A 20,279-nucleotide genomic window follows, 5' to 3' on the forward strand; every position below is an offset into this window, starting at 1 on the left:
ATTATTATTTTCTACATCCACAATTTTGATACGAGTTAATTTTTTGCCGATACTCTGACCAGATTTAGCAATGAAATATGCTTGAACCATGAGCATAACGACAATGTAAATCATCATGCTTTGCCATGCTTCAGGAGGGATAAGCTGAAAGATTTGTTGTTGTAATTCAGCCGCTTTGGCAGAAGCAAATTCAGCCGCCTGCATTTGTTTTTGAATATCAGCAAGCTGTCCGTGCTGCTCTTCAGTAAAATAGAATGATGGAATCATTGCAATTGGAAGCCACAACATAAAGTCGATTGCTTTAGCAAAAGCTCGTGAGCCAATTGATGCAAGCTCGACAGTTTTTGTTTCCTCTGCTGAGGTTTTTGCTTGGTATTGTTGTGTAGCAGATACAGTCTCGGTAGGCTGTGGTGATGGAAATGGAGTTGATGTATGACCGATTGGTTCATACACAAGTTTTCCTTGGGTTAACTCACCGAGCGTTTTCCATTCACTCATACCTTCATGCCAAGCAAGATCAGTAAGTAGAACTTGTTGGCTTGCAAGCATTTGATTGACTTGTTCTAGCGTGTATGGACCAGCTTGTTGATTATTACGTGCCAAGTAAATTTGCATATGTTCTAAATCTCTATCACAAATGATGAAAAAAGACCCCACCTAGGGGGTCTTTTAAAATAATAGTTAAGCTTGCTTAATTTTTTCTTCAGCCAAGAAGAACCAAGTATCTAGAACTGAGTCAGGGTTAAGTGACACAGACTCAATACCTTGTTCCATGAGCCATTTTGCAAGATCAGGATGATCAGAAGGGCCTTGACCACAGATACCTACATATTTTCCTGCTTTACGACAAGCATGAATTGCCATCGATAACAAAGCTTTCACAGCAGGATCACGTTCGTCAAATAAGTGAGAAACGATACCAGAATCGCGGTCTAGACCAAGTGTAAGCTGTGTTAAATCGTTTGAACCAATTGAGAAGCCATCGAAGTGTTCAAGGAATTGTTCTGCCAATAACGCATTGGTTGGCAACTCACACATCATGATCACTTTTAAGCCGTTCTCACCACGTTTTAAACCGTTTTGAGCAAGGAGTTCGATAACACGTTTTGCTTCAGAAACGGTACGAACAAAAGGAATCATAATTTGAACGTTGGTTAAGCCCATTTCATCACGAACTTTTTTCAACGCACGGCATTCAAGTTCAAAACAGTCACGGAAATTGTCAGATACGTAACGGCTTGCACCACGGAAACCCAACATTGGGTTTTCTTCTTCTGGTTCGTATAATTTACCACCGATTAAATTGGCATATTCATTCGATTTGAAGTCAGACATACGAACAATCACAGGCTTTTCTGCAAATGCCGCAGCGAGAGTTGAAATACCTTCAACTAACTTTTCTACATAAAACTCGATAGGAGATGAATAGCCAGCAGTGCGTGTCATAACCGCTGCACGTGTTTCACGAGGAAGGCTCTCGATGTTTAACAATGCTTTCGGGTGTACACCAATCATACGGTTAATAATGAACTCAAGACGTGCAAGTCCGATCCCTTCATTTGGAATTTGAGCAAAGTCAAATGCACGGTCAGGGTTACCCACGTTCATCATAATTTTGAACGGTAATGATGGCATAGAGTGAATGGAGTTACGTTGAACTTCAAAGTCTAACGAACCTTCATAAATAAAACCTGTATCTCCTTCAGCACAAGATACAGTCACCTCTTGTCCGTCAGTGAGTACTTCTGTAGCGTTGCCACAACCGACAATCGCAGGCACACCAAGCTCACGTGCAATAATTGCTGCGTGGCATGTACGACCACCACGGTTAGTCACAATTGCTGCTGCACGTTTCATTACTGGTTCCCAATCTGGGTCAGTCATGTCCGACACAAGTACGTCACCGTCTTGTACCTTATCCATTTCTTTGATTGAGGTTACAACACGTACTTTACCCGAACCAATACGTTGTCCAATTGAACGACCTTCACAAACTACTGTACCACGTTGCTTTAATAGGTAGCGTTCCATTGTGCCCACATTCTGACGGCTTTTTACAGTCTCAGGACGTGCTTGAACGATATAGATTTGACCATCATCACCATCTTTTGCCCATTCGATGTCCATTGGAGCACCGTAATGTTGTTCGATGATTAAGGCTTGTTTTGCAAGCTCGTGTAATTCATGATCATTTAATGCAAATTGTTGGCGCTCAGGTTTTTCAACATCGACAACAACAACTGATTTACCAGCAGAACCTTCTTCACCGTAAATCATTTTCTGGTGTTTTGAACCAAGATTACGGCGCAGAACAGAGTGTTTACCAGCATTTAAAAGCGGTTTTGATAAATAGAATTCGTCAGGGTTTACTGCACCTTGTACAACCATTTCACCCAAACCGTAAGATGCGGTAATGAATACCACATCACGGAAACCTGATTCTGTATCAAGTGTGAACATAACACCCGCAGCGCCAGTTTCAGAACGAACCATACGTTGGACGCCAGCAGAAAGGGCTACAACACTATGTTCAAAACCTTGGTGTACACGATAAGCGATTGCACGGTCATTGTATAAAGAAGCAAAAACCTCTTTAATTGCAATCAGAATATTATCAATACCGCGAATGTTTAAGAAAGTTTCTTGTTGTCCTGCAAAAGACGCGTCAGGTAAATCTTCTGCGGTTGCAGAAGAACGTACAGCAACAGCGATGTCTGGATTACCGTTTGAAAGTGCTGTAAATGCTTCACGAATTTCTTGTTCTAATGTTTCTGTAAGTGGTGTATCAACAATCCATTTGCGGATTTTTGCACCTGTTTCAGCAAGCGCGATAACATCATCAACATTAAGTTGTGCAAGTTCAGCCTGAATTCGAGCATTTAAGCCGCTTTGATCCAAGAACTCACGATAGGCAGCTGCAGTTGTAGCAAAACCACCAGGTACCGATACACCAGCATTGGATAAATGGCTGATCATTTCACCCAAAGATGAGTTTTTCCCACCTACGAGTTCGACATCGTGTTTTCCTAATTTTTCCAGACCGATTACGCGCGCTTCCAAAGTATTTACTCCACTTTTTTTGCAGTATGAATGACCATCATTGGTATGAAATTATACGAATGTGCTTAGATTTAGCGTTTTACTAAGCGACAGTCATGTTAGATGAGTTTACTATAAAGATTATAGAGCACTAAGACAAATGTTTAAGGAGAATTTTGATGCCCGAAAGTAAACAAATTAAACGGAGCGTATTTTTTATTTCAGATGGTACCGCGATTACTGCAGAAACCCTTGGACACTCACTACTTGCACAATTTCCAAATGTCGATTTTGATATTCATATTATGCCGTATATCACGACTGAAGAAGCTGCAATGAATGTTGCTGTGGAGATCAACGCTTGTCAAAGTCGTGATGGTTCATTACCTCTGGTTTTTGATACTTTGGTTGATCCTCATGTTCGTGAAATTATTAATACTGCCAAAGCCGTAAATTTGGATGTTTTTGAAGGGCTAATTAGCAAGCTTGAACAGGAGTTAGGTACACCACCAACAACATTGGTTGGACAAACGCATGCGGTAACAGATTCAGAGTATTATAAAGCACGCATTGATGCAGTACATTTCGCATTAGACAATGATGATGGGGCGCGTACACGCCATTATGACAAAGCAGATATTATTTTAATTGGTGTTTCTCGTTCAGGAAAAACGCCAACTTCAATTTATCTATCATTACAATTTGGGATACGAGTAGCAAACTATCCACTCACTGAAGAGGATTTGGATGACAACCGCTTGCCGAAAATTCTAAGAGAACACAAGAATAAGTTGTTTGGACTGATGATTGATGCGGAGCGTTTAGTGGCCATCCGCAATGAACGGAAAGCGAATAGTCGCTATGCAAGTTTTAGCCAGTGTCAAATGGAGTTACGTGCGATAGAAGGGATTTATATTTCTGAAGGGATCAAATACTTAAATGTTACTGAGATGTCAATCGAAGAGATCTCTACACGAGTTTTACAGATGACTGGTTTGAAACGTCGTATTGGTTAGTTGATTATGGCTACTGACTGATTTAAAGGAAGTAGCCTTTTATATTTTTTTTTGTTGTGATTTATGCAGTTAAATTTGAAATAGATAGCGAATTAAAATTAAATAATTGATGTTGAATAACAAAACCCAGTTAACATAAAATACGCTTTGCTATGTAGGTTTATGCACATTTGTGTTAAAATATTGTGATATAAATCTCACTTTTGCTATTGGTGGTATATGGTTTTTGTTGCAACTGAGCATCTTTAAGTAAAGAATCCTGTTTAGATGCAAAACCAGTAAAGTTACTTAAGAAGCATGTGAATTCGGCTTTAACTTTTCAATCAAACCATCAAATGAACGAAGTCCAGCAAAACGTTTTTAATCATATACCGAGCCTAGTTTGGTTGCTCTCAGACCAAGGTGATGCTTATTTTTTTAATAAGGTCAGTCAAGAGTATATCGGGATAAATGAATTCCAAAAATTCCAAAATAATTGGATGGACTTGCTTCATCTTGAAGATATTGCTGTCTTTCAAAAAGAATGGCGACAGGCATTTGCTACTAAAGCGCCTTTTCAGGTTGAGTGTCGCTTGCGACATCAGTCTGGTGCTTATCGCTGGTTTTTATTATCAGCAAAATTTGTAGAGGCTGATCAGGGTGGGCAAGCGCATTGGTTCATCAATAGTGTCGATATTCATGAAACAAAACAATACCAACATAATTTGGTGCAGTGTATAAATGCACAGACCAATATGCTTGATAATAGTGTGGACTGTATCAAGTTATTAGATTTAGATGGTTATCTATTACATGTCAATAGAACGGGATGTATCGCGCTTAATATTCCTGAGAACAATCATCGCTTTGGTATGAAATGGACTGAGCTATTAGCACCCGAAATCCGCTCTAAAGCTAATTATGCTTTGAAAATGGTACTTAAAGGTAAAACAGCACGTTTTCGAGGCATGAGTGGTGAAGGGGAAAATAAGCAATACTGGGATAATTTACTTACGCCGATATTAAATGATAAAGGTCAAATCGTGCAGATCTTGTGTATGTCACGTGATGTGACAGCGCAAAGACAAACTGAAATTCAATTGCGTATCTCCAGTGAGCTTGATGAGTTAACAGGACTTTATAATCGTCGTTTCTTTAAGCTACAACTTAAACGCGCATTGCAAAGACATAAAAAGAGTGAAAAATTTCTGGGCTTGATCTTATTAGACTTAGATTATTTTAAGCATGTCAACGATACACTTGGACATGCGGCTGGAGATCATTTACTGCGTATTTTATCAAAGCGAATAGAAAACACTTTGCCAGAAAATACCTTTGTAGCGCGTTTAGGTGGTGATGAGTTTGCAATTCTAGTGAATGGAATAGAGCATGAACAAGAGCTTGAAAAAGTAGCAATAGATGTTAGTCGGCAACTCGATGCACCGATCACTTATGCTGGAAATTTAATTAATGGCAGTATGAGCATTGGTTGCGCGATATATCCAAGAGACGCGAAAGACTCCTCAAATTTAATGAAATGTGCGGATACTGCCTTGAATGATTTAAAAGCGACAGGAAGAGGCGGTTTCCGTATGTTTAATCAACAAATGGAGATTGCGGCGCAAAACATTGCAGTACAACTCAATCAAGCGCGTCATATCATTCGTGATGATTTGATGGTTCCATTCTATCAACCTAAGGTACGTTTATCAGACGGAAAAGTTGTCGGATTTGAAGCCCTATTGCGTTGGCAAACAGATGACAAGCACATCCATTCGCCTTGTCATATTGAACAAGCTTTTCAAGATTATGTATTAGCGACAAGAATTAGCGATGCAATCCAAAATAAAGTTTTTAAAAATATTGCTATGTGGCTTGAGCAAGGATTGGCGGTAGTTCCAATTTCGATTAATGCCGCACCTGTTGAATTTCTCAAAGATAATTATGCTGAACGTCTATTGCAACGTTTGAACCTCTACAAGATCCCGCATCATTTGGTTGAAATAGAAATCACAGAACATATTCTGGATGACCGTGGTTCAGACTATGTAATCAGGGCTTTAAACTTGCTCAAACAACAAGGTGTTAAGATTGCACTGGATGACTTTGGAACAGGGCATTCTTCACTAACGCGATTGAGAGACTATCCAGTTGATTGTTTAAAAATTGATTGTGAATTTATTCGTCAAATGAATGGGGATGAGGCGATTTTAGCTATTGTTCAAGCCATTATTGCGTTGGGACCAAAGTTAGCGTTGGATATCGTTGCAGAAGGTATTGAGAACTCAGACCAATTAGAACTACTAAAGCAGTTTGGATGTTCAATAGGACAAGGTTATTTATTTAGTCGTGCTGTGAATGCTCAACAGGCAACCCACATGATGAAACGTGGGGTGCGTCTTTATTAAGGATTGCGATTAACTACATTTCCTTAAGCCATTTCTGTCTATATGCAAGCTATGATTGAAATATTCATAGACCTTTGGTGCTCTTGGGCTTATGGATCATTAAGACTTATATAAAATAAGCCTTAATAGTTTTATCTTGAGTATTACTGATTTTTTAGATCCATCAATAAACTAAAGTTATCCAAGCGTTTTTGTGTGTCGTAAATGTCACAAGTAAAAATAAATTCATCTACATCATATTGCTCGGCAATCTTATTTAGCCCAGCTTTGACAGTGTCTTGAGAACCAATTTGGGCCATTGCATAAAAGTTCTGAATTGCTAATTGCTCAGCACTACTCGCAAGGCCATCCGTAGATTCAACTGGAGCCTTAAGTTTAAGGCTGTGACCTCGAATTAGATTTAATATTCTTTGATATGAGCTGGTGGCTAAAAATTTTGCTTCATCATCTGTTGTCGCCACAACAGTTGGTATTCCCATAGACACATAAGGTCGATCCAAATATTCTGAAGCTTGGAAATTCTCACGATAGATGTCGATTGCTTGAGCGAGCATTCTAGGTGCGAAATGTGAGGCAAAAGAATAGGGAAGACCGAGTTTTGCAGCAAGCTGTGCACTAAATAAGCTTGAACCCAATAACCACACAGGTACTTGTGTATTTTGTCCTGGGGTCGCAACAATTTTTTGATTGGGTGCAGGTTCTTTAAAATATTGTAGAATTTCAAGGACGTCTTGAGGGAACTGATCTTCAGTTTCTTGACGGCCGCGGCGCAATGCACGCATCGTAACAGGGTCGGTACCAGGAGCACGACCTAAGCCAAGTTCAAAGCGATTTGGGTAGAGTGTTGCTAAAGTGCCAAATTGTTCTGCGACGACTAGTGGGGCATGATTTGGGAGCATGATGCCGCCGGATCCCAATCTAATTTTTTGAGTATGCGCAGCAATAAAACCTAATAAGACAGCAGTTGCTGAACTGGCGATACCATCCATATTGTGGTGTTCAGCAAGCCAAAAACGTTCATAGCCCAGCTTTTCAGCATGCTGTGCCAATTCCAATGCATGACGTAAGGAAAATTCAATACTTTGATTATCTCGTACGGGAGCTAATTCTAAAATAGAGAATTTGATCTCTTTTAATGATTTCATTTTAGATACTCAATCTTATATATCGAAATAATACGATATATAGATGGGGTTTGTATATCGGATTTTATCGATTTATTTGTATCTATTGTTAAAATCAAAAAAAGCACCCGAAGGTGCTAAGGAGGTATCAAAAATAGATTTATCGATTTTTATACCAACCACGATGTAGTCCATTATCGTGACGATATTTTTTGTTCGATTTATAATGGCGACGATTATCATATGAACGGCGATTGTCGTAGCGGCGGTCATAGCGACGATCGGCATCTCGATCTTGAGCAACTTTATTACCTAACGCAGCACCACCTGCCGCACCAACAGCTGCACCAATATATCCACCGTTAGTACCACCCATGTTATTACCCACAGTGTAGCCGCCAACTCCACCTAAGCCCCCACCGATGGCTGCCTCAGTCCGATTACGTTTATTGCTAGAAGCAGCAGCACCACCAGCACCACCAATCGCTGAACCAATCATTGCGCCTGTATGACCACCGAGCTCTTTACCGACTGCTGTACCAACAACGCTTCCTAGAGCAGATGTGGCCGCGACACGCGCTGTATTATCTGCATGCGCAACAGTCACCATAGATGTTGCTGCAAAAAAAATACTACATAACCAAATATTTGATTTCATTCTGAAGCTCCTTGTCCTCATTGCATGGACAATATTCTTTTAACTTGAGACAAATTTAACAAGACTCTTGTCAGAAAGTATGGAGCAGTTTCATTAGATTGATGGCGTTTGTTGATGGTTTTGTATACCTTCTATTACAAAAGGCATAATTGTGAATAAATATTGATGAACAGAAACTAAGCAACGGAAGGAAAAAGAATCAAGTACAATAACTACAAGTTTGATTTGGATTCTATTATGTTGCTGGAAAAAATTCTGCAATCACAAGGCTTTGGTTCGCGTAAGTATTGTCAGCAGCTGATAAAAAATGGGGCTGTTAGCATAGATAGTCAGACTTGTGATCATCCTAAACAGAACTTTAGTACAGAGGATTTGAGTTTCCAAGTTTTTGGTGAACAATATCAATATCGAGAACATATTTATATCGTTCTTCATAAACCCCAAGGTTATGAATGTTCTCATCAGGCAACCCATCATAGAAGTGTTTTTAGTTTGTTGCCCGAAATTTTAATTCATCGTGGTGTGCAGTGTGTAGGGCGATTGGATCAGGATACGACAGGACTTCTACTTTTGACTGATGATGGTCAATATTTACAGGCATTGACTCATCCAAAGAAACACGTTCCGAAGGTCTATTGTGTTTCCACCGCTGACCCAGTAACAACTGAACAAAAGCAACAATTAGAGTTGGGGGTAGAATTACGCAATGAAAAGGGTATTTACGCAGCGACAGATATTAAGCTGATTTCAGAGCGCCAACTTGAAATGACGATTCATCAAGGTGTTTATCATCAAGTCAAGAGGATGATTGCAGCAGTAGGAAATAAAGTTGAACGTTTACATCGGCAACAGATCGGCTTGCTTGAGTTACCAAATTTAGAGGAAGGGCATTGGGATTATTTAACACTTGAACAAAAACAACTGAGCCAAAATATTCCGCTTGAGACAGAATAAATTTTGTATTAACGGTAACGTTTAGAGCATTTTTATTTCAGAAAACAATGGAAAGTCTTAAACTCATCATCATGAATAAAACCCATTTTTTCATAAAGCTGATGCGACTGGTAGTTATTACGTTGGGTTTCCAAACTAATACGTTGGGCATTTTCATGCCGTGCAAATAAAATTGCAGTGTCAATCAGTTGCTTGGCAGAGCCTTGTTTCCTAAAGCTTGGCGTGACATAGACATCATCTAATATATAGTAGGTTTCGCAAGATACTGATGAGAAAGCTTGGTAAAGAAGAACAAATCCTGTAAAAATTTCATCTTTTACATGAATGAAAATAACGCTATCTTTGTTTTCAAAGCGATGATTTAAAAACTGATAAGATTGCGCAACATTTGATGAGGCACCGTAGAATTGGCGATATTCATCAAATAAAACTGCAAGTTGATGAAGATCTTCTTTCGCCGCTCTCTTTACGATCATTCCTATCCATCCTTGAGTTTATAGTTTTATTCGGAATGACAGAATAGCGAAAAAGAATCAGCTTAAAAAATAAAAACTTGTGTATAAATGCAACATTGTTAAGTTTTGTCACTTTCCCCTAAAAGCGCATTCAACTCTTCAAATAAATCCTCGTGATCATCTTCAACATCTATGCTTGGTTGATTCTCATTTGAGGCTGCAGCCTTCGATTTACGCAATTTAAGTAGTTGTTCCATGTTTATATTTTGGTTTTCGATTGCAAAGGGAATCGATTTTGTAAGAACAACCTGTTTGAAAAAAAGACGCACTGCTTGGGCAGGGGATATGCCAAGTTGTTTAAAGACAGCAAAAGCTTGCTTCTTTTCCTGAGAATCAAGTCGAACCTGATAAACTTCTGTTTTTCGCATGAAGAATAAGACCAAATATTTTTAGTTATCGTCATGTATTTTAAACGATCACAATGTAATTTCAATATTTTTGAAGTGAAAATATAGAATTTTTGTCATTACGATGTATCTACAATGTCAATTCAAGCTTGGAGTTGAAGTGCATTTCTTGTTTTGAGACTGGATCATTGAAAAAGATTTCCTTTGCAAGTAGCTGTAAAGGGCTAGAGAAATCATCACTCGATTTGTGCGCGATATCAGGATAAAACTCATCATTTAGAATGGGAATACCTAAATAGTTCAGGTGGACTCGTAATTGATGTTGCTTACCTGTTTGGGGCTTAAGTAAGTATTTTGCGTGGGATTTATTGTGCTCTAACAGCTCAATAAAAGTTTCAGTGTTACTTGGTTTTTCTAAATTGACTTGCATGGTGTAAAAAGGCAAGCCTTTTTCTAAATGTAGCTTTACCGTTTGTGGGAAATGTAATTCAGGGCGATACACTGCAATTGCATGGTAGATTTTTTGCACTTTTCTTTCAGCAAAAAGCTGCTGATAAATTCCTCTTGCACTTGCTTTTTTACAGAATAAAACTACACCTGCTGTTTCACGATCAAGTCGGTGGATTGGGGTCAGCTCTTTATAACCTGTCTGTTTTTTTAAGCGCACGAGTAGTGTTTCTTGTACGTATTGTCCTGTAGGACTCATGGTGAGAAAGTGTGGTTTATCCACGACAAGCAAATGTTCATCTTCGAATAGAATTTGATGCTCAAATGGCACATGTATTTCATGCGCCAGAAAACGATAATAAAAAATATGTGTATTGGCGGTATAGGGGCTATCTGATTTTAATTTTTTACCATCGGCTGAATATATTAATCCATCATCAAAGCGTTGTTGCCATTCTTCGATTTTAATGTGCTCAAAATGTTGGCATAGATATTCGAAAATTGTGCTTATGGTGATACCGTGCGGTAAAAAGACTTTACTCGCACTGACACCGTCAATTAAGGGCGGCGTAAATTCAAACATGGACTTCATACAACAAAATTCACCTAATCTAAGCGGAGTAAAATAAGCCAGTTTCAATCTAGTTGATTAGGCTTTAATTCATGGCAATGTTATCATAGCCGTCATTCCAATTTTGTTTTGATTGCCATGTCGTATTCAGTGAAATTTACTTTAAATCATGAACAAGACACTCAACGTTTTGCACAGATACTTTCTCAGCTGGTGCATTCAGGCATTATTTATTTAATTGGTGATTTGGGAGCAGGTAAAACTACATTCACCCGTTATTTCTTACAAAGTCTTGGACACCAAGGCTCGGTAAAGAGTCCAACGTATACTTTGGTAGAGCCTTATACCATACAAGGCAAAGAAATTTTTCACTTTGATTTATATCGATTAGATGATCCTTATGAACTCGAGTTAATGGGGATTCGTGACTATTTGGAAACACCAGATGCGTTATTTTTATTTGAATGGCCATCAAAAGGTGGCAATGAAATTCCTAAGCCGGATGTTGTGATTGATATCCAAAAATCAGATGATGAATTAACTCGTTTTGTGACATTAAATGTAAATTCACAGCAGCTAGCCGAAACTTTGCAGGAACAATTGCATGGTGCATGATTCAATACGTCGTATTCATACTCTTGATGCCGCACTAGCGAACCAAATTGCCGCAGGTGAGGTAATTGAACGTCCTTCATCTGTAGTAAAAGAATTATTAGAAAACTCAATTGATGCTGGTGCAACAGAGCTGATTATTCGTGTTGCGCAAGGTGGTGCCACATTGATTGAGATTATCGACAATGGGAATGGTATTCATCCTGAAGATTTACCTTTGGCGGTGATGCGTCATGCAACGAGTAAAATTCAAACCGCAGATGATTTGCATGCGATCGTCAGTTTGGGATTCCGTGGGGAAGCTCTCGCTTCTATTGCTGCCGTTTCTCGTCTGACTTTAACCAGTAGCCAAGATGAACAAGGTGTTGGTTATCAAGTCGAGGTGAATGGTACAGCATTTGATCATCAACAAATTCAAGCTGTGGCCGCACAAAAAGGCACTCACATCCGTGTACAGGATTTATTTTTTAATGTACCTGCTCGACGTAAATTCTTAAAAAAGCCGAGTACTGAGTTTGGTCATATAGAAGAAATTGTACGCCGTTTGGCTTTGACTCATTTTGAGATTCGTTTCGTACTTGAGCATAACGATAACATTCGGTTAAATCTGCCAGTTGCTGATAGTGGGGAGTTACGTTATCAACGTGTTCAGCAGTTATTAGGCCAACAGTTTATTCAAAATGCCTATTGGATTGATGCTGAAAGTATCAATATGCGCTTGTCTGGATGGTTGGGTCATCCATCTGATGCACGTGCTCAAGCAGATTTGCAATATGTTTATGTCAATGGTCGTATTGTCAAAGATAAAACCATTTCACATGCATTGCGTATGGCCTATGAGGGTATCTTGCATGGACATCAACATTCTTCTTATTTGTTGTTTTTAGAAGTTGATCCTGAAAATATTGATGTGAATGTACATCCAACGAAGCACGAGATTCGCTTTTTGAATCAACGTGAAGTACATGAGTTCGTACGTCATTACGCCAAAGCGACGTTATCACAATTTCAAACGGCTAGTGCAGATTTAGCTCAAGCGATGAAAGTTGATGAAACTGATCATCAAGCGGCACAATACCAACCGCAGCCGAAATACCAAGAACAATTTAATTTACACAAAGCTGTTGTAACCGAGCCGTTATCAGATCAACAAACAGATATATCAACTGAGCTGTTAACTGAATTTAATCAAAGTCGCCCTCAAGCAGTTCATTACACTTCAGGTCAATCACAGCAGCCTCGATATAATGGTTCAGGTCAACTCAATAACGCACTTAAAACTTATTTAGCGCCTTTAAGAGAGTCGGACGTTCCGACAACAGCTTTTGATAGTGGCAATGATACAGTTGATCGTGATGTAGCACAGTCACGGGTAGATGAGTTTCCGCTCGGTATTGCAATTGCACAATTACATGGCATTTATATCTTGGCGCAAAATACAGAAGGTTTGATTATTGTTGATATGCATGCCGCGCATGAACGAATCTTATTGCAACAAATGAAAGCCGCATGGGATAAACCCGAATTTTGGGTGTCTCAGCAATTGCTGATTCCTAAAGTGGTATCAATTACTCGTATGCAAGCAACACGCATAGAAGAGTTACAGCCACAGTTACAACGTTTGGGGCTTGAAATAGATCAGTATGGCGATGAGCAAGTGATTGTACGAGGTGTTCCTGCGATTTTGCATAAAGCTGATTTTTCAAATTTGATTCCAGAATTGCTTAATGATTTGGATCCAAATGATGAAGCACGTGGCTTATTACAAAAACGGGATGAGCTGTTAGCGGGTATGGCATGTCATGGCGCAGTGCGTGCCCATCGCCAATTAAGTCTGTCTGAAATGAATGCTTTGTTACGTCAAATGGAACAAACTGAATTTGCAAGTCAATGCAATCATGGTCGTCCGACTTGGCGCGCATTTCCATTGCACCAATTAGATAAATTATTTGCTCGAGGAGAGTAGTTTTACATGTCAAATCAATTGCCCGTAATTAATTTAATGGGACCTACTGCAAGCGGCAAAACCGCATTGGCATGTGAACTCTATGAACGCGGTCATTATGAACTTATTTCTGTTGATTCAGCTTTAGTTTATCAGGATATGGATATTGGTACTGCCAAGCCGACTCAAGAAGAACAAGCGCAATATCCTCATCATTTGATTGATATTATTACACCATTGGAGGTGTATTCAGCTGCTCAATTTGTTGAAGATGTTTGCCCCCTCATTGACGATATGCATGCCCGTGGTAAAACTCCGATTTTAGTCGGTGGAACGATGCTGTATTTTAAAGCTTTGCTTGAGGGACTCGCTGATAATTTACCGAATGCGGATCAAGTGGTGCGTGATGCAATTGTGGCAAAAGCAGAAACAGAAGGTTGGCAATCTGTTTATGACGAATTGGTTGAAGTGGATCCAGTTGCTGGTGAGAAATTTAAAGTTTCAGATAAACAGCGGATTATTCGTGCGCTTGAGGTTTATCGAATCACAGGTGAGCCAATAACAAAACTACAAGCTGAACAGCCTAAAAATCAACCGTATCGTTACACATTTCATAACTACGCACTGATGCCTGATCGGGTAGAATTACATCAACGCATTGAGCAAAGATTGAGCAAAATGTGGAGCATTGGTTTTTTAAATGAAGTTGAGGAATTGATTAAAAAATACGATTTAAATGATAGTTTACCCTCCATGCGTTCTGTGGGTTATCGCCAAGCTTTAGATTTTTTATTAAAAAGTGACTTAAGTCTCAAAAATAAAGTAGAAATGGAGAACAAAGCGTTATTTGCGACACGGCAACTTGCCAAACGTCAATACACTTGGTTACGTTCTTTGCAAGAAATACACGATTTTAAAACTTACGTGACGATAAAGCAGGCGAAAGAAGACTTGCGAAACTTCTTGGGATAAAGCAAAATTCGCAGGCTGTCTTTTTATAATTTTTAGTTGAAAAATAAAGATAGTTTTTTTGCGCTGATTTAAAAATTTTTGGAGTTAAAAATGTCTAAAGGTCAAACTTTACAAGATCCGTTCTTAAATTCTCTCCGTAAAGAACGTATTCCAGTTTCTATTTTCCTTGTGAACGGTATCAAGCTACAAGGTCATATTGAGTCTTTTGACCAATATGTTGTATTGCTTAAAAACACTGTAAGCCAAATGGTTTACAAACATGCTATTTCTACAGTTGTTCCTGCACGTAATCCACGTCCAGCTGGTGCTCAAGGTGCTGGTGGATTCCCAGCACAAGGCGCTACAGGTGGCTTCGGTGGTCAAGGTGCTGCTGGTGGCTTCGGTGGTCAAGGCGGCGGCTTCGGTGGTCAAGGTGGCTTCGGTGGTCAAGGCGGCGGCTTCGGTGGTCAAGGTGGCTTCGGTGGTCAAGGTGGCTTCGGTGGTCAAGGTGGCTTCGGTGGTCAACAAGGCGGTTTTGGTGGTCAAGGCGGTTTTGGCAGTCAAGGTGGTTTTGACAGCGAAACTAAATTTGAAGATGGTCAAGACGACGAAAACAATCGTTAATAGATTGATGATCTTTAAGATGCCAGTCTCTACGTAGACTGGCATTTTTTTGTTTATTGAAAAGCTAGAATAGATATTATGGAACTTATTGCTGCCGCAGCCTGTTGTAGTGTCATTGTTTCGATTTTATTGAAATATTTCAAAACTAAAGGATTTGATGTTTTTCAAATGATTGCATGGAACTATTTAAGTGCAAGCATTTTATGTTTCTATTGGTTTAAAACTGATATTACCCATGTATCACTCAGCCAGACACCTTGGTGGTTAATTTTCATTTTAGCTGTTCTATTGCCGAGTATCTTTTTGTGTTTGGCTAAATCATTGCAATATGCGGGAATTCTAAAAACAGAAATCGCACAACGGTTGGCTGTAATCCTATCTTTGTTAGCAGCTTATTTTATTTTTGGCGAACAATTTAGCCATTTGAAATTAATTGGTGTGGTTCTAGGTATTGTTGCAATTTTAGCAATCATTTTTGGACAAGCAACGGAACATTCTAATAAATCAATCAACTTAAAATCTGCTTTGTTCTTATTTAGTGTTTGGGCAGGTTATGCGATTATTGATGTATTACTTAAATACAGCAGTAGCTTAGGCTTACAGTTTGCAGTCACACTCAATTTAACTTTTATAGCTGCTTTTGTTTTATCAATTATCTATCTTGCAGTAACCCAACCACATTGGCAGCCTAAAAATATCTTTATGGGTCTGATTTTAGGTGGGCTTAACTTTGCCAACATTGCTTTGTATGTGAAAGCGCACATGGTATTTAAAGAAACACCTGCGATTGTCTTTGCTGGCATGAATATTCTAGTGGTTATTCTAGGTGTATTGAGTGGCGTGGTTTTATTCAAAGAACGTTTAAAAGGATATACATGGCTTGGATTGGTCTCTGGTATCGTGGCTGTGCTTTGTTTGGCGAGAGCAATGATGACCTGAAAGAAAGGGAGTAAGCTAAGTTACTCCCGCATCATATAAGATTATAAACGCGTAAAAATAACGTCATCTGCCAAACGTGATTTAGGAAGTTTGGCATTGAAGTCCGTTTCACTGCGATAACCAAGCGATACAATCACAGAGGCTTTGAGGCCTTTTTCAGTCAAACCAAATTCTTGATTAATCATATTGCGGTCAAAGCCTTCCATTGGTGTCGCATCAATGCCTTCAAGTCCTGCTGCAAAAAGTAGTTGTCCTAAGGCGAGATAGGTTTGATTTTCCATCCAAGCTGGAAGGTTTTTCAATTCATTGCGATAAAACTCAACATAGCCTTGGCGTGTGTCACGCTGACCTTGTTTTGCTGTTTCATCTTTAAAGCGACCACTCAACTCATCTTGTTGAAGGAGTTGTTCCAAATATTCAGTTGAAATATCAGTACGAGTGCAAAAGATGATGGTGTGAGAAGAGTTCAATACTTTTGCCGCGTTATAGATATAGTTGCCTGTTAAACCTGCTGCGATTCTTTGTTTTGCAGCATCTGTTTCAGCGACAATAAAATGCCATGGTTGGATATTTACAGAAGAAGGACTAAAGCGTAATACTTCTAAAAGTTTTTCAAATTGTTGTTTTGGTATTTTCTTTTCAGCATCATAAGCTTTTGTTGCATATCGTGTTTTTGCTGTAACGAGTGTATCCATTCGCCGTATCTACTCAATTAAAAATTTAATTTATTCTACTTGATATCTATTTTTCTGAAAGTAGCTAAATGTGAATTTTCATATAGATTAAAATCGTATGTCAGTGATTTGAAATAGCCAAGCTTATAACTTTTTATAAGAGTTTTTTTAAATCAAATACCCTCACATTTTAATTTTGCAAGGTTGATATCACACATTGTAAAGGGTCAATATGACCATTTCTTAAAATCAATTTTATAATTTTTTTGTTCATTCAATTCAAGAATCCAAGCGGAATCAGTGCGCCAATCGCCCAATACAATTCTTTGTTTTTTTTGTATTTGATGAATTTCAGGACGATGGGTATGACCATGAATTAAATAATCAACTTGTTCGATCGCAGATTGTACTGCTTGAGCATTCACATCCATGATGTCATAGCTTTTCAGTTGTTTAGTTTCACTACTTTTTTTACGGAAACCATTGGCCAGTTTTTGTCTAAAACTGAGTGGCGTTCTTTTTATTAAACCCAATAGCACAGGATTACGAATCACTTTGCGGAAACGCTGATAAGCAACATCATCGGTACAGAGTGCGTCGCCATGTTCCAAACGGAATATATGCTGTTGAATATATAGGGTATAAACGTCAGGCAATAGGATGCCACTAAATTGATCTAAAAACTTTTGTCCTAAAGCGAAATCACGATTGCCCACTTGGAAGTAAACTTGATTGCCAGCAGATGAAAATTTCTGTAATGCATTGATAATTTCATCTAACCATGGGGCGGTGTAATCATCACCAATCCAAGCATTAAACCAATCACCGAGGATATAGAGCTGGGTGTTTTTAGTTTGATATTCTTTGAGTAAAGCTAAAAACCCTCGAACAAGTCGAGGGTGATCAGGTGACAAATGTAAATCTGAAATAAACAGATAAGTCACAAAGAATCCTGTTGGATAAAATTATTCAGAGATAATTTTAGCAGATTCGATAACTACATTCTCTAAAGGAACATCAGCATGATAACCACGGTTACCAGTACGTACACCTTTAATCGCAGCTACAACGTCCATACCTTCAACCACTTTACCAAATACAGCATAACCCCAACCTTGTGCTGTTTTACCTGTGTGGTTTAAGAAAGAGTTGTTTTTAACATTGATGAAGAATTGAGCAGATGCAGAGTGCGGAGCTTGAGTACGCGCCATTGCAATTGTGCCTTCATCGTTGCTTAAGCCATTATCAGCTTCGTTTTCGATCGAGTCACGTGTTGCTTTTTCTTTGAAGTTTTCGTCCATGCCACCGCCTTGGATCATAAAACCATCAATCACACGGTGGAAAATTACGCCGTCATAGAAACCGTCACGTACATATTCTAAGAAATTTGCAACCGTTTTTGGTGCTTTTTCAGCGTTAAGCTCAAGAACAATACGACCTTTGTTGGTATTTAATTCGACTTGAGGAAAACTCATTACATTAATCTCCTAAACATGGGCAAATTGACCATGGGTTTTTGGTTGAGAGAAGCATAAGCAAACTGTAAACTACAAGGCAAGTAAAAAACGTTAAAATCTTTCAGAAAAAGTAAAGATTGCGTTTTTATTCCCTATTTTTAACTGTAAGAAGTGATTTACACCCTATGAAGCCAAATGATGTTGTTTCAGAACTGCCAAAGAACCCGACACCGAATACGCATGCCTCTGTCGATAACGCGCAGCAAGAACAACAGGCAGGCTTAGATTTTGTACGTCAGGTAATCACCGATGACCTAAAAGAAGGACGTATTCAAAAAGTTGTGACGCGTTTTCCCCCTGAGCCAAATGGTTATTTGCATATTGGTCATGTGAAAGCAATTTGTCTTAACTTTGGTGTCGCTGAAGAATTTGACGGTTTATGTAATCTACGTTTTGATGATACAAATCCCGATGCCGAAGAACAAGAATACGTTGATGGTATTGCCAATGATGTGAAATGGTTAGGTTTTAACTGGAATGGTGAACCTCGCTATGCTTCAGGATATTTTGATCAACTTTATACATGGGCTGTTCAGTTGATTGAACAAGGTGATGCTTATGTGGATTTGCAGTCTCCTGAAGAAATTAAGCTGAATCGTGGTAATTTCGTTGAGCCTGGAAAAAACTCGCCGTATCGTGATGCGACCGTTGAAGAAAACCTAGCGCGGTTTGAACAGATGCGTAATGGTGAAATCCAAGAGGGCGGTGCTGTATTACGTGCCAAAATCGATATGGCAAGTCCAAATGTCCATATGCGTGATCCAATTTTGTATCGTGTATTGCATTCTGAACATCACCAAACAGGTGATAAGTGGAAAATATACCCAATGTATGACTATGCTCATCCATTGTCTGATGCAATTGAAGGAATTACCCATTCACTCTGTACTTTGGAGTTCCAAGACCATCGCCCATTTTATGACTGGATTGTTGAAAAGGTTCACTCTGAAGCAGTTCCTCGTCAGTATGAGTCTTCGCGCCTAAATGTTGATTACACGATCACGTCTAAACGTAAACTACGTAAATTGGTTGAAGGTGGTTATGTAAATGGCTGGGATGACCCTCGTATGCCTACTGTTGTGGGTATGCGTCGCCGTGGTTTTACAGCAGAAGGGTTACGTGATTTCTGTAAGCGTGTTGGTGTTTCTAAAACTGATGGTATTGTTGATGTAGCAATGCTTGAATTCTGCATACGTCAGTCTCTAGAAAATACAGCGGCGCGTGGTATGGCGGTACTTGATCCATTGAAAGTGACGTTAACCAATTTGCCTGAAGAATTAGATTTAACACATAAACGTCATCCGAATGTCGATATGGGTGAGCGTGTGATTCCTTTAACTCGTGAGCTTTATATTGATCGTAAAGATTTTGAAGAAGTTCCACCAAAAGGATTTAAACGTTTGATTCCTGAGGGTGAGGTTCGGTTACGCCATGCTTATGTGATCAAATGCGATGAAGTCATCAAAGATGCAAATGGTGAAGTCATTGAGCTAAAATGTTCAATTGATCCTGATACATTGGGTAAAAATCCTGAAGGTCGTAAAGTAAAAGGTGTGATCCATTGGGTATCTGCGACGAAAGGCGTTCCTGCTGAGGTTCGTATTTATGATCGTTTATTTACTGAAGCTGCGCCAGATGCAGACGATGATTTCTTGGCAAATCTAAATCCTGAATCATTGAAAGTGGTACAAGCGGTGATTGAACCAGCTTTGGCACAAGCAAAACCTGAAGATCGTTTCCAGTTTGAACGTGAGGGTTACTTTGTCGCAGATCAATATGATCATCAGGCTGAGAAGCCAGTCTTTAACCGTATTCTTGATTTAAAAGATAGTTTTAAAGTTGAGAAAAAATAAGCTTAAATTTATTTTGGAGCGAGACTTCGTTATCTAATAAAAAGCCCAATTTGTAATTGGGCTTTTTGCAATTTAGGGATGTCCCGTCCTGAAATAAGTTTACACA

General features: G+C 39.1%; 19 protein-coding genes. 9 read left to right on the forward strand and 10 right to left on the reverse strand.

The window, feature by feature from the left end; genetic code table 11:
- Both HMPREF0023_RS01635 and ppsA read right to left on the reverse strand, forming a co-directional pair.
- The coding region (locus HMPREF0023_RS01635) for an RDD family protein (protein WP_008940982.1) at nt 1-615 on the reverse strand (615 nt) is incomplete at its 3' end.
- 66 nt (nt 616-681) lie between these two features.
- On the reverse strand, nt 682-3,060 hold the full coding sequence (gene ppsA / locus HMPREF0023_RS01640) for a phosphoenolpyruvate synthase (protein ID WP_004638548.1): 2,379 nt from the start codon (nt 3,058-3,060) through the stop codon (nt 682-684).
- A gap of 158 nt (nt 3,061-3,218) precedes the next feature.
- Between ppsA and HMPREF0023_RS01645 the strand changes: the two genes are divergently transcribed.
- Both HMPREF0023_RS01645 and HMPREF0023_RS01650 read left to right on the forward strand, forming a co-directional pair.
- Nucleotides 3,219-4,055, forward strand: coding sequence for a pyruvate, water dikinase regulatory protein (locus HMPREF0023_RS01645; protein ID WP_004638549.1), 837 nt, complete (start codon nt 3,219-3,221; stop codon nt 4,053-4,055).
- Nucleotides 4,056-4,390: 335 nt separating this feature from the next.
- Nucleotides 4,391-6,442, forward strand: coding sequence for an EAL and GGDEF domain-containing protein (locus tag HMPREF0023_RS01650; protein WP_008940983.1), 2,052 nt, complete (start codon nt 4,391-4,393; stop codon nt 6,440-6,442).
- A 143-nt stretch (nt 6,443-6,585) separates the two neighbouring features.
- Here the strand turns inward: HMPREF0023_RS01650 and HMPREF0023_RS01655 are convergent, their stop codons facing one another.
- A complete protein-coding gene (locus HMPREF0023_RS01655) occupies nt 6,586-7,587 on the reverse strand; it encodes an LLM class flavin-dependent oxidoreductase (RefSeq protein WP_008940984.1) in 1,002 nt (333 codons plus the stop codon).
- Between the two features lie 139 nt (nt 7,588-7,726).
- The gene (locus HMPREF0023_RS01660; RefSeq protein WP_008940985.1) at nt 7,727-8,224 is read right to left on the reverse strand and encodes a glycine zipper 2TM domain-containing protein; all 498 of its coding nucleotides are present in this window, start codon (nt 8,222-8,224) and stop codon (nt 7,727-7,729) included.
- Between the two features lie 237 nt (nt 8,225-8,461).
- On the opposite strand from HMPREF0023_RS01660, the gene HMPREF0023_RS01665 reads away from it, so the two are divergent.
- On the forward strand, nt 8,462-9,178 hold the full coding sequence (locus HMPREF0023_RS01665; protein WP_008940986.1) for a pseudouridine synthase: 717 nt from the start codon (nt 8,462-8,464) through the stop codon (nt 9,176-9,178).
- 32 nt (nt 9,179-9,210) lie between these two features.
- On the opposite strand, the gene HMPREF0023_RS01670 is transcribed toward HMPREF0023_RS01665, so the two are convergent.
- From HMPREF0023_RS01670 to HMPREF0023_RS01680, 3 genes are all read right to left on the reverse strand, one after another.
- Nucleotides 9,211-9,654 carry a GNAT family N-acetyltransferase gene (locus HMPREF0023_RS01670; protein WP_005082104.1) on the reverse strand — a complete coding sequence of 148 codons (444 nt, stop codon included), beginning with the start codon at nt 9,652-9,654 and terminating at the stop codon, nt 9,211-9,213.
- Between the two features lie 98 nt (nt 9,655-9,752).
- Nucleotides 9,753-10,061, reverse strand: coding sequence for a type II toxin-antitoxin system RelB/DinJ family antitoxin (locus tag HMPREF0023_RS01675; RefSeq protein WP_004638556.1), 309 nt, complete (start codon nt 10,059-10,061; stop codon nt 9,753-9,755).
- Between the two features lie 109 nt (nt 10,062-10,170).
- Entirely contained in the window at nt 10,171-11,079 is a 909-nt protein-coding gene (locus tag HMPREF0023_RS01680) for a pseudouridine synthase (protein ID WP_008940987.1), read from the reverse strand.
- A gap of 117 nt (nt 11,080-11,196) precedes the next feature.
- Between HMPREF0023_RS01680 and tsaE the strand changes: the two genes are divergently transcribed.
- The 5 genes from tsaE (at nt 11,197) to HMPREF0023_RS01705 (ending at nt 16,129) form a co-directional block, all read left to right on the forward strand.
- Nucleotides 11,197-11,673, forward strand: a complete 477-nt coding sequence (tsaE, locus tag HMPREF0023_RS01685) for a tRNA (adenosine(37)-N6)-threonylcarbamoyltransferase complex ATPase subunit type 1 TsaE (RefSeq protein WP_008940988.1) — start codon at nt 11,197-11,199, stop codon at nt 11,671-11,673.
- Nucleotides 11,663-13,636 carry a DNA mismatch repair endonuclease MutL gene (mutL, locus tag HMPREF0023_RS01690; protein WP_008940989.1) on the forward strand — a complete coding sequence of 658 codons (1,974 nt, stop codon included), beginning with the start codon at nt 11,663-11,665 and terminating at the stop codon, nt 13,634-13,636. Before tsaE ends, mutL begins: the two co-directional genes overlap by 11 nt.
- A 6-nt stretch (nt 13,637-13,642) precedes the next feature.
- Complete coding sequence (miaA, locus tag HMPREF0023_RS01695) at nt 13,643-14,587, forward strand: tRNA (adenosine(37)-N6)-dimethylallyltransferase MiaA (RefSeq protein WP_008940990.1); 945 nt, start codon at nt 13,643-13,645, stop codon at nt 14,585-14,587.
- Nucleotides 14,588-14,677: 90 nt separating this feature from the next.
- Nucleotides 14,678-15,190, forward strand: a complete 513-nt coding sequence (gene hfq, locus HMPREF0023_RS01700; RefSeq protein ID WP_005090961.1) for an RNA chaperone Hfq — start codon at nt 14,678-14,680, stop codon at nt 15,188-15,190.
- Between the two features lie 78 nt (nt 15,191-15,268).
- Nucleotides 15,269-16,129: a DMT family transporter gene (locus HMPREF0023_RS01705; RefSeq protein WP_008940991.1), complete on the forward strand. Its 861-nt coding sequence runs from the start codon at nt 15,269-15,271 to the stop codon at nt 16,127-16,129.
- A gap of 41 nt (nt 16,130-16,170) precedes the next feature.
- Here the strand turns inward: HMPREF0023_RS01705 and nfsB are convergent, their stop codons facing one another.
- The 3 genes from nfsB to HMPREF0023_RS01720 all read right to left on the reverse strand — a co-directional run bounded on the left by nfsB (nt 16,171) and on the right by HMPREF0023_RS01720 (nt 18,278).
- On the reverse strand, nt 16,171-16,824 hold the full coding sequence (nfsB, locus tag HMPREF0023_RS01710; protein WP_008940992.1) for an oxygen-insensitive NAD(P)H nitroreductase: 654 nt from the start codon (nt 16,822-16,824) through the stop codon (nt 16,171-16,173).
- Nucleotides 16,825-17,030: 206 nt separating this feature from the next.
- On the reverse strand, nt 17,031-17,747 hold the full coding sequence (locus tag HMPREF0023_RS01715) for a UDP-2,3-diacylglucosamine diphosphatase (RefSeq protein ID WP_008940993.1): 717 nt from the start codon (nt 17,745-17,747) through the stop codon (nt 17,031-17,033).
- Nucleotides 17,748-17,768: 21 nt separating this feature from the next.
- Nucleotides 17,769-18,278: a peptidylprolyl isomerase gene (locus HMPREF0023_RS01720; protein ID WP_004638567.1), complete on the reverse strand. Its 510-nt coding sequence runs from the start codon at nt 18,276-18,278 to the stop codon at nt 17,769-17,771.
- A 167-nt stretch (nt 18,279-18,445) separates the two neighbouring features.
- Between HMPREF0023_RS01720 and HMPREF0023_RS01725 the strand changes: the two genes are divergently transcribed.
- Entirely contained in the window at nt 18,446-20,173 is a 1,728-nt protein-coding gene (locus tag HMPREF0023_RS01725) for a glutamine--tRNA ligase/YqeY domain fusion protein (RefSeq protein ID WP_008940994.1), read from the forward strand.
- Nucleotides 20,174-20,279: the final 106 nt, after the last annotated feature.

Source organism: Acinetobacter sp. ATCC 27244, assembly GCF_000156555.1.
Taxonomy (GTDB): domain Bacteria; phylum Pseudomonadota; class Gammaproteobacteria; order Pseudomonadales; family Moraxellaceae; genus Acinetobacter; species Acinetobacter haemolyticus.

What these genes read in the sequence shown, in the direction of transcription:
- HMPREF0023_RS01670 (WP_005082104.1), bottom strand. Translation starts at nt 9,654, where the DNA reads ATGATCGTAAAGAGAGCGGCGAAAGAAGATCTTCATCAACTTGCAGTT.
- HMPREF0023_RS01675 (WP_004638556.1), bottom strand. Translation starts at nt 10,061, where the DNA reads ATGCGAAAAACAGAAGTTTATCAGGTTCGACTTGATTCTCAGGAAAAG.
- HMPREF0023_RS01725 (WP_008940994.1), top strand. Translation starts at nt 18,446, where the DNA reads ATGAAGCCAAATGATGTTGTTTCAGAACTGCCAAAGAACCCGACACCG.
- hfq (WP_005090961.1), top strand. Translation starts at nt 14,678, where the DNA reads ATGTCTAAAGGTCAAACTTTACAAGATCCGTTCTTAAATTCTCTCCGT.
- HMPREF0023_RS01705 (WP_008940991.1), top strand. Translation starts at nt 15,269, where the DNA reads ATGGAACTTATTGCTGCCGCAGCCTGTTGTAGTGTCATTGTTTCGATT.
- HMPREF0023_RS01645 (WP_004638549.1), top strand. Translation starts at nt 3,219, where the DNA reads ATGCCCGAAAGTAAACAAATTAAACGGAGCGTATTTTTTATTTCAGAT.
- HMPREF0023_RS01655 (WP_008940984.1), bottom strand. Translation starts at nt 7,587, where the DNA reads ATGAAATCATTAAAAGAGATCAAATTCTCTATTTTAGAATTAGCTCCC.
- HMPREF0023_RS01660 (WP_008940985.1), bottom strand. Translation starts at nt 8,224, where the DNA reads ATGAAATCAAATATTTGGTTATGTAGTATTTTTTTTGCAGCAACATCT.
- HMPREF0023_RS01650 (WP_008940983.1), top strand. Translation starts at nt 4,391, where the DNA reads ATGAACGAAGTCCAGCAAAACGTTTTTAATCATATACCGAGCCTAGTT.
- HMPREF0023_RS01720 (WP_004638567.1), bottom strand. Translation starts at nt 18,278, where the DNA reads ATGAGTTTTCCTCAAGTCGAATTAAATACCAACAAAGGTCGTATTGTT.
- nfsB (WP_008940992.1), bottom strand. Translation starts at nt 16,824, where the DNA reads ATGGATACACTCGTTACAGCAAAAACACGATATGCAACAAAAGCTTAT.
- HMPREF0023_RS01680 (WP_008940987.1), bottom strand. Translation starts at nt 11,079, where the DNA reads ATGAAGTCCATGTTTGAATTTACGCCGCCCTTAATTGACGGTGTCAGT.
- HMPREF0023_RS01665 (WP_008940986.1), top strand. Translation starts at nt 8,462, where the DNA reads ATGTTGCTGGAAAAAATTCTGCAATCACAAGGCTTTGGTTCGCGTAAG.
- mutL (WP_008940989.1), top strand. Translation starts at nt 11,663, where the DNA reads ATGGTGCATGATTCAATACGTCGTATTCATACTCTTGATGCCGCACTA.
- tsaE (WP_008940988.1), top strand. Translation starts at nt 11,197, where the DNA reads ATGTCGTATTCAGTGAAATTTACTTTAAATCATGAACAAGACACTCAA.
- miaA (WP_008940990.1), top strand. Translation starts at nt 13,643, where the DNA reads ATGTCAAATCAATTGCCCGTAATTAATTTAATGGGACCTACTGCAAGC.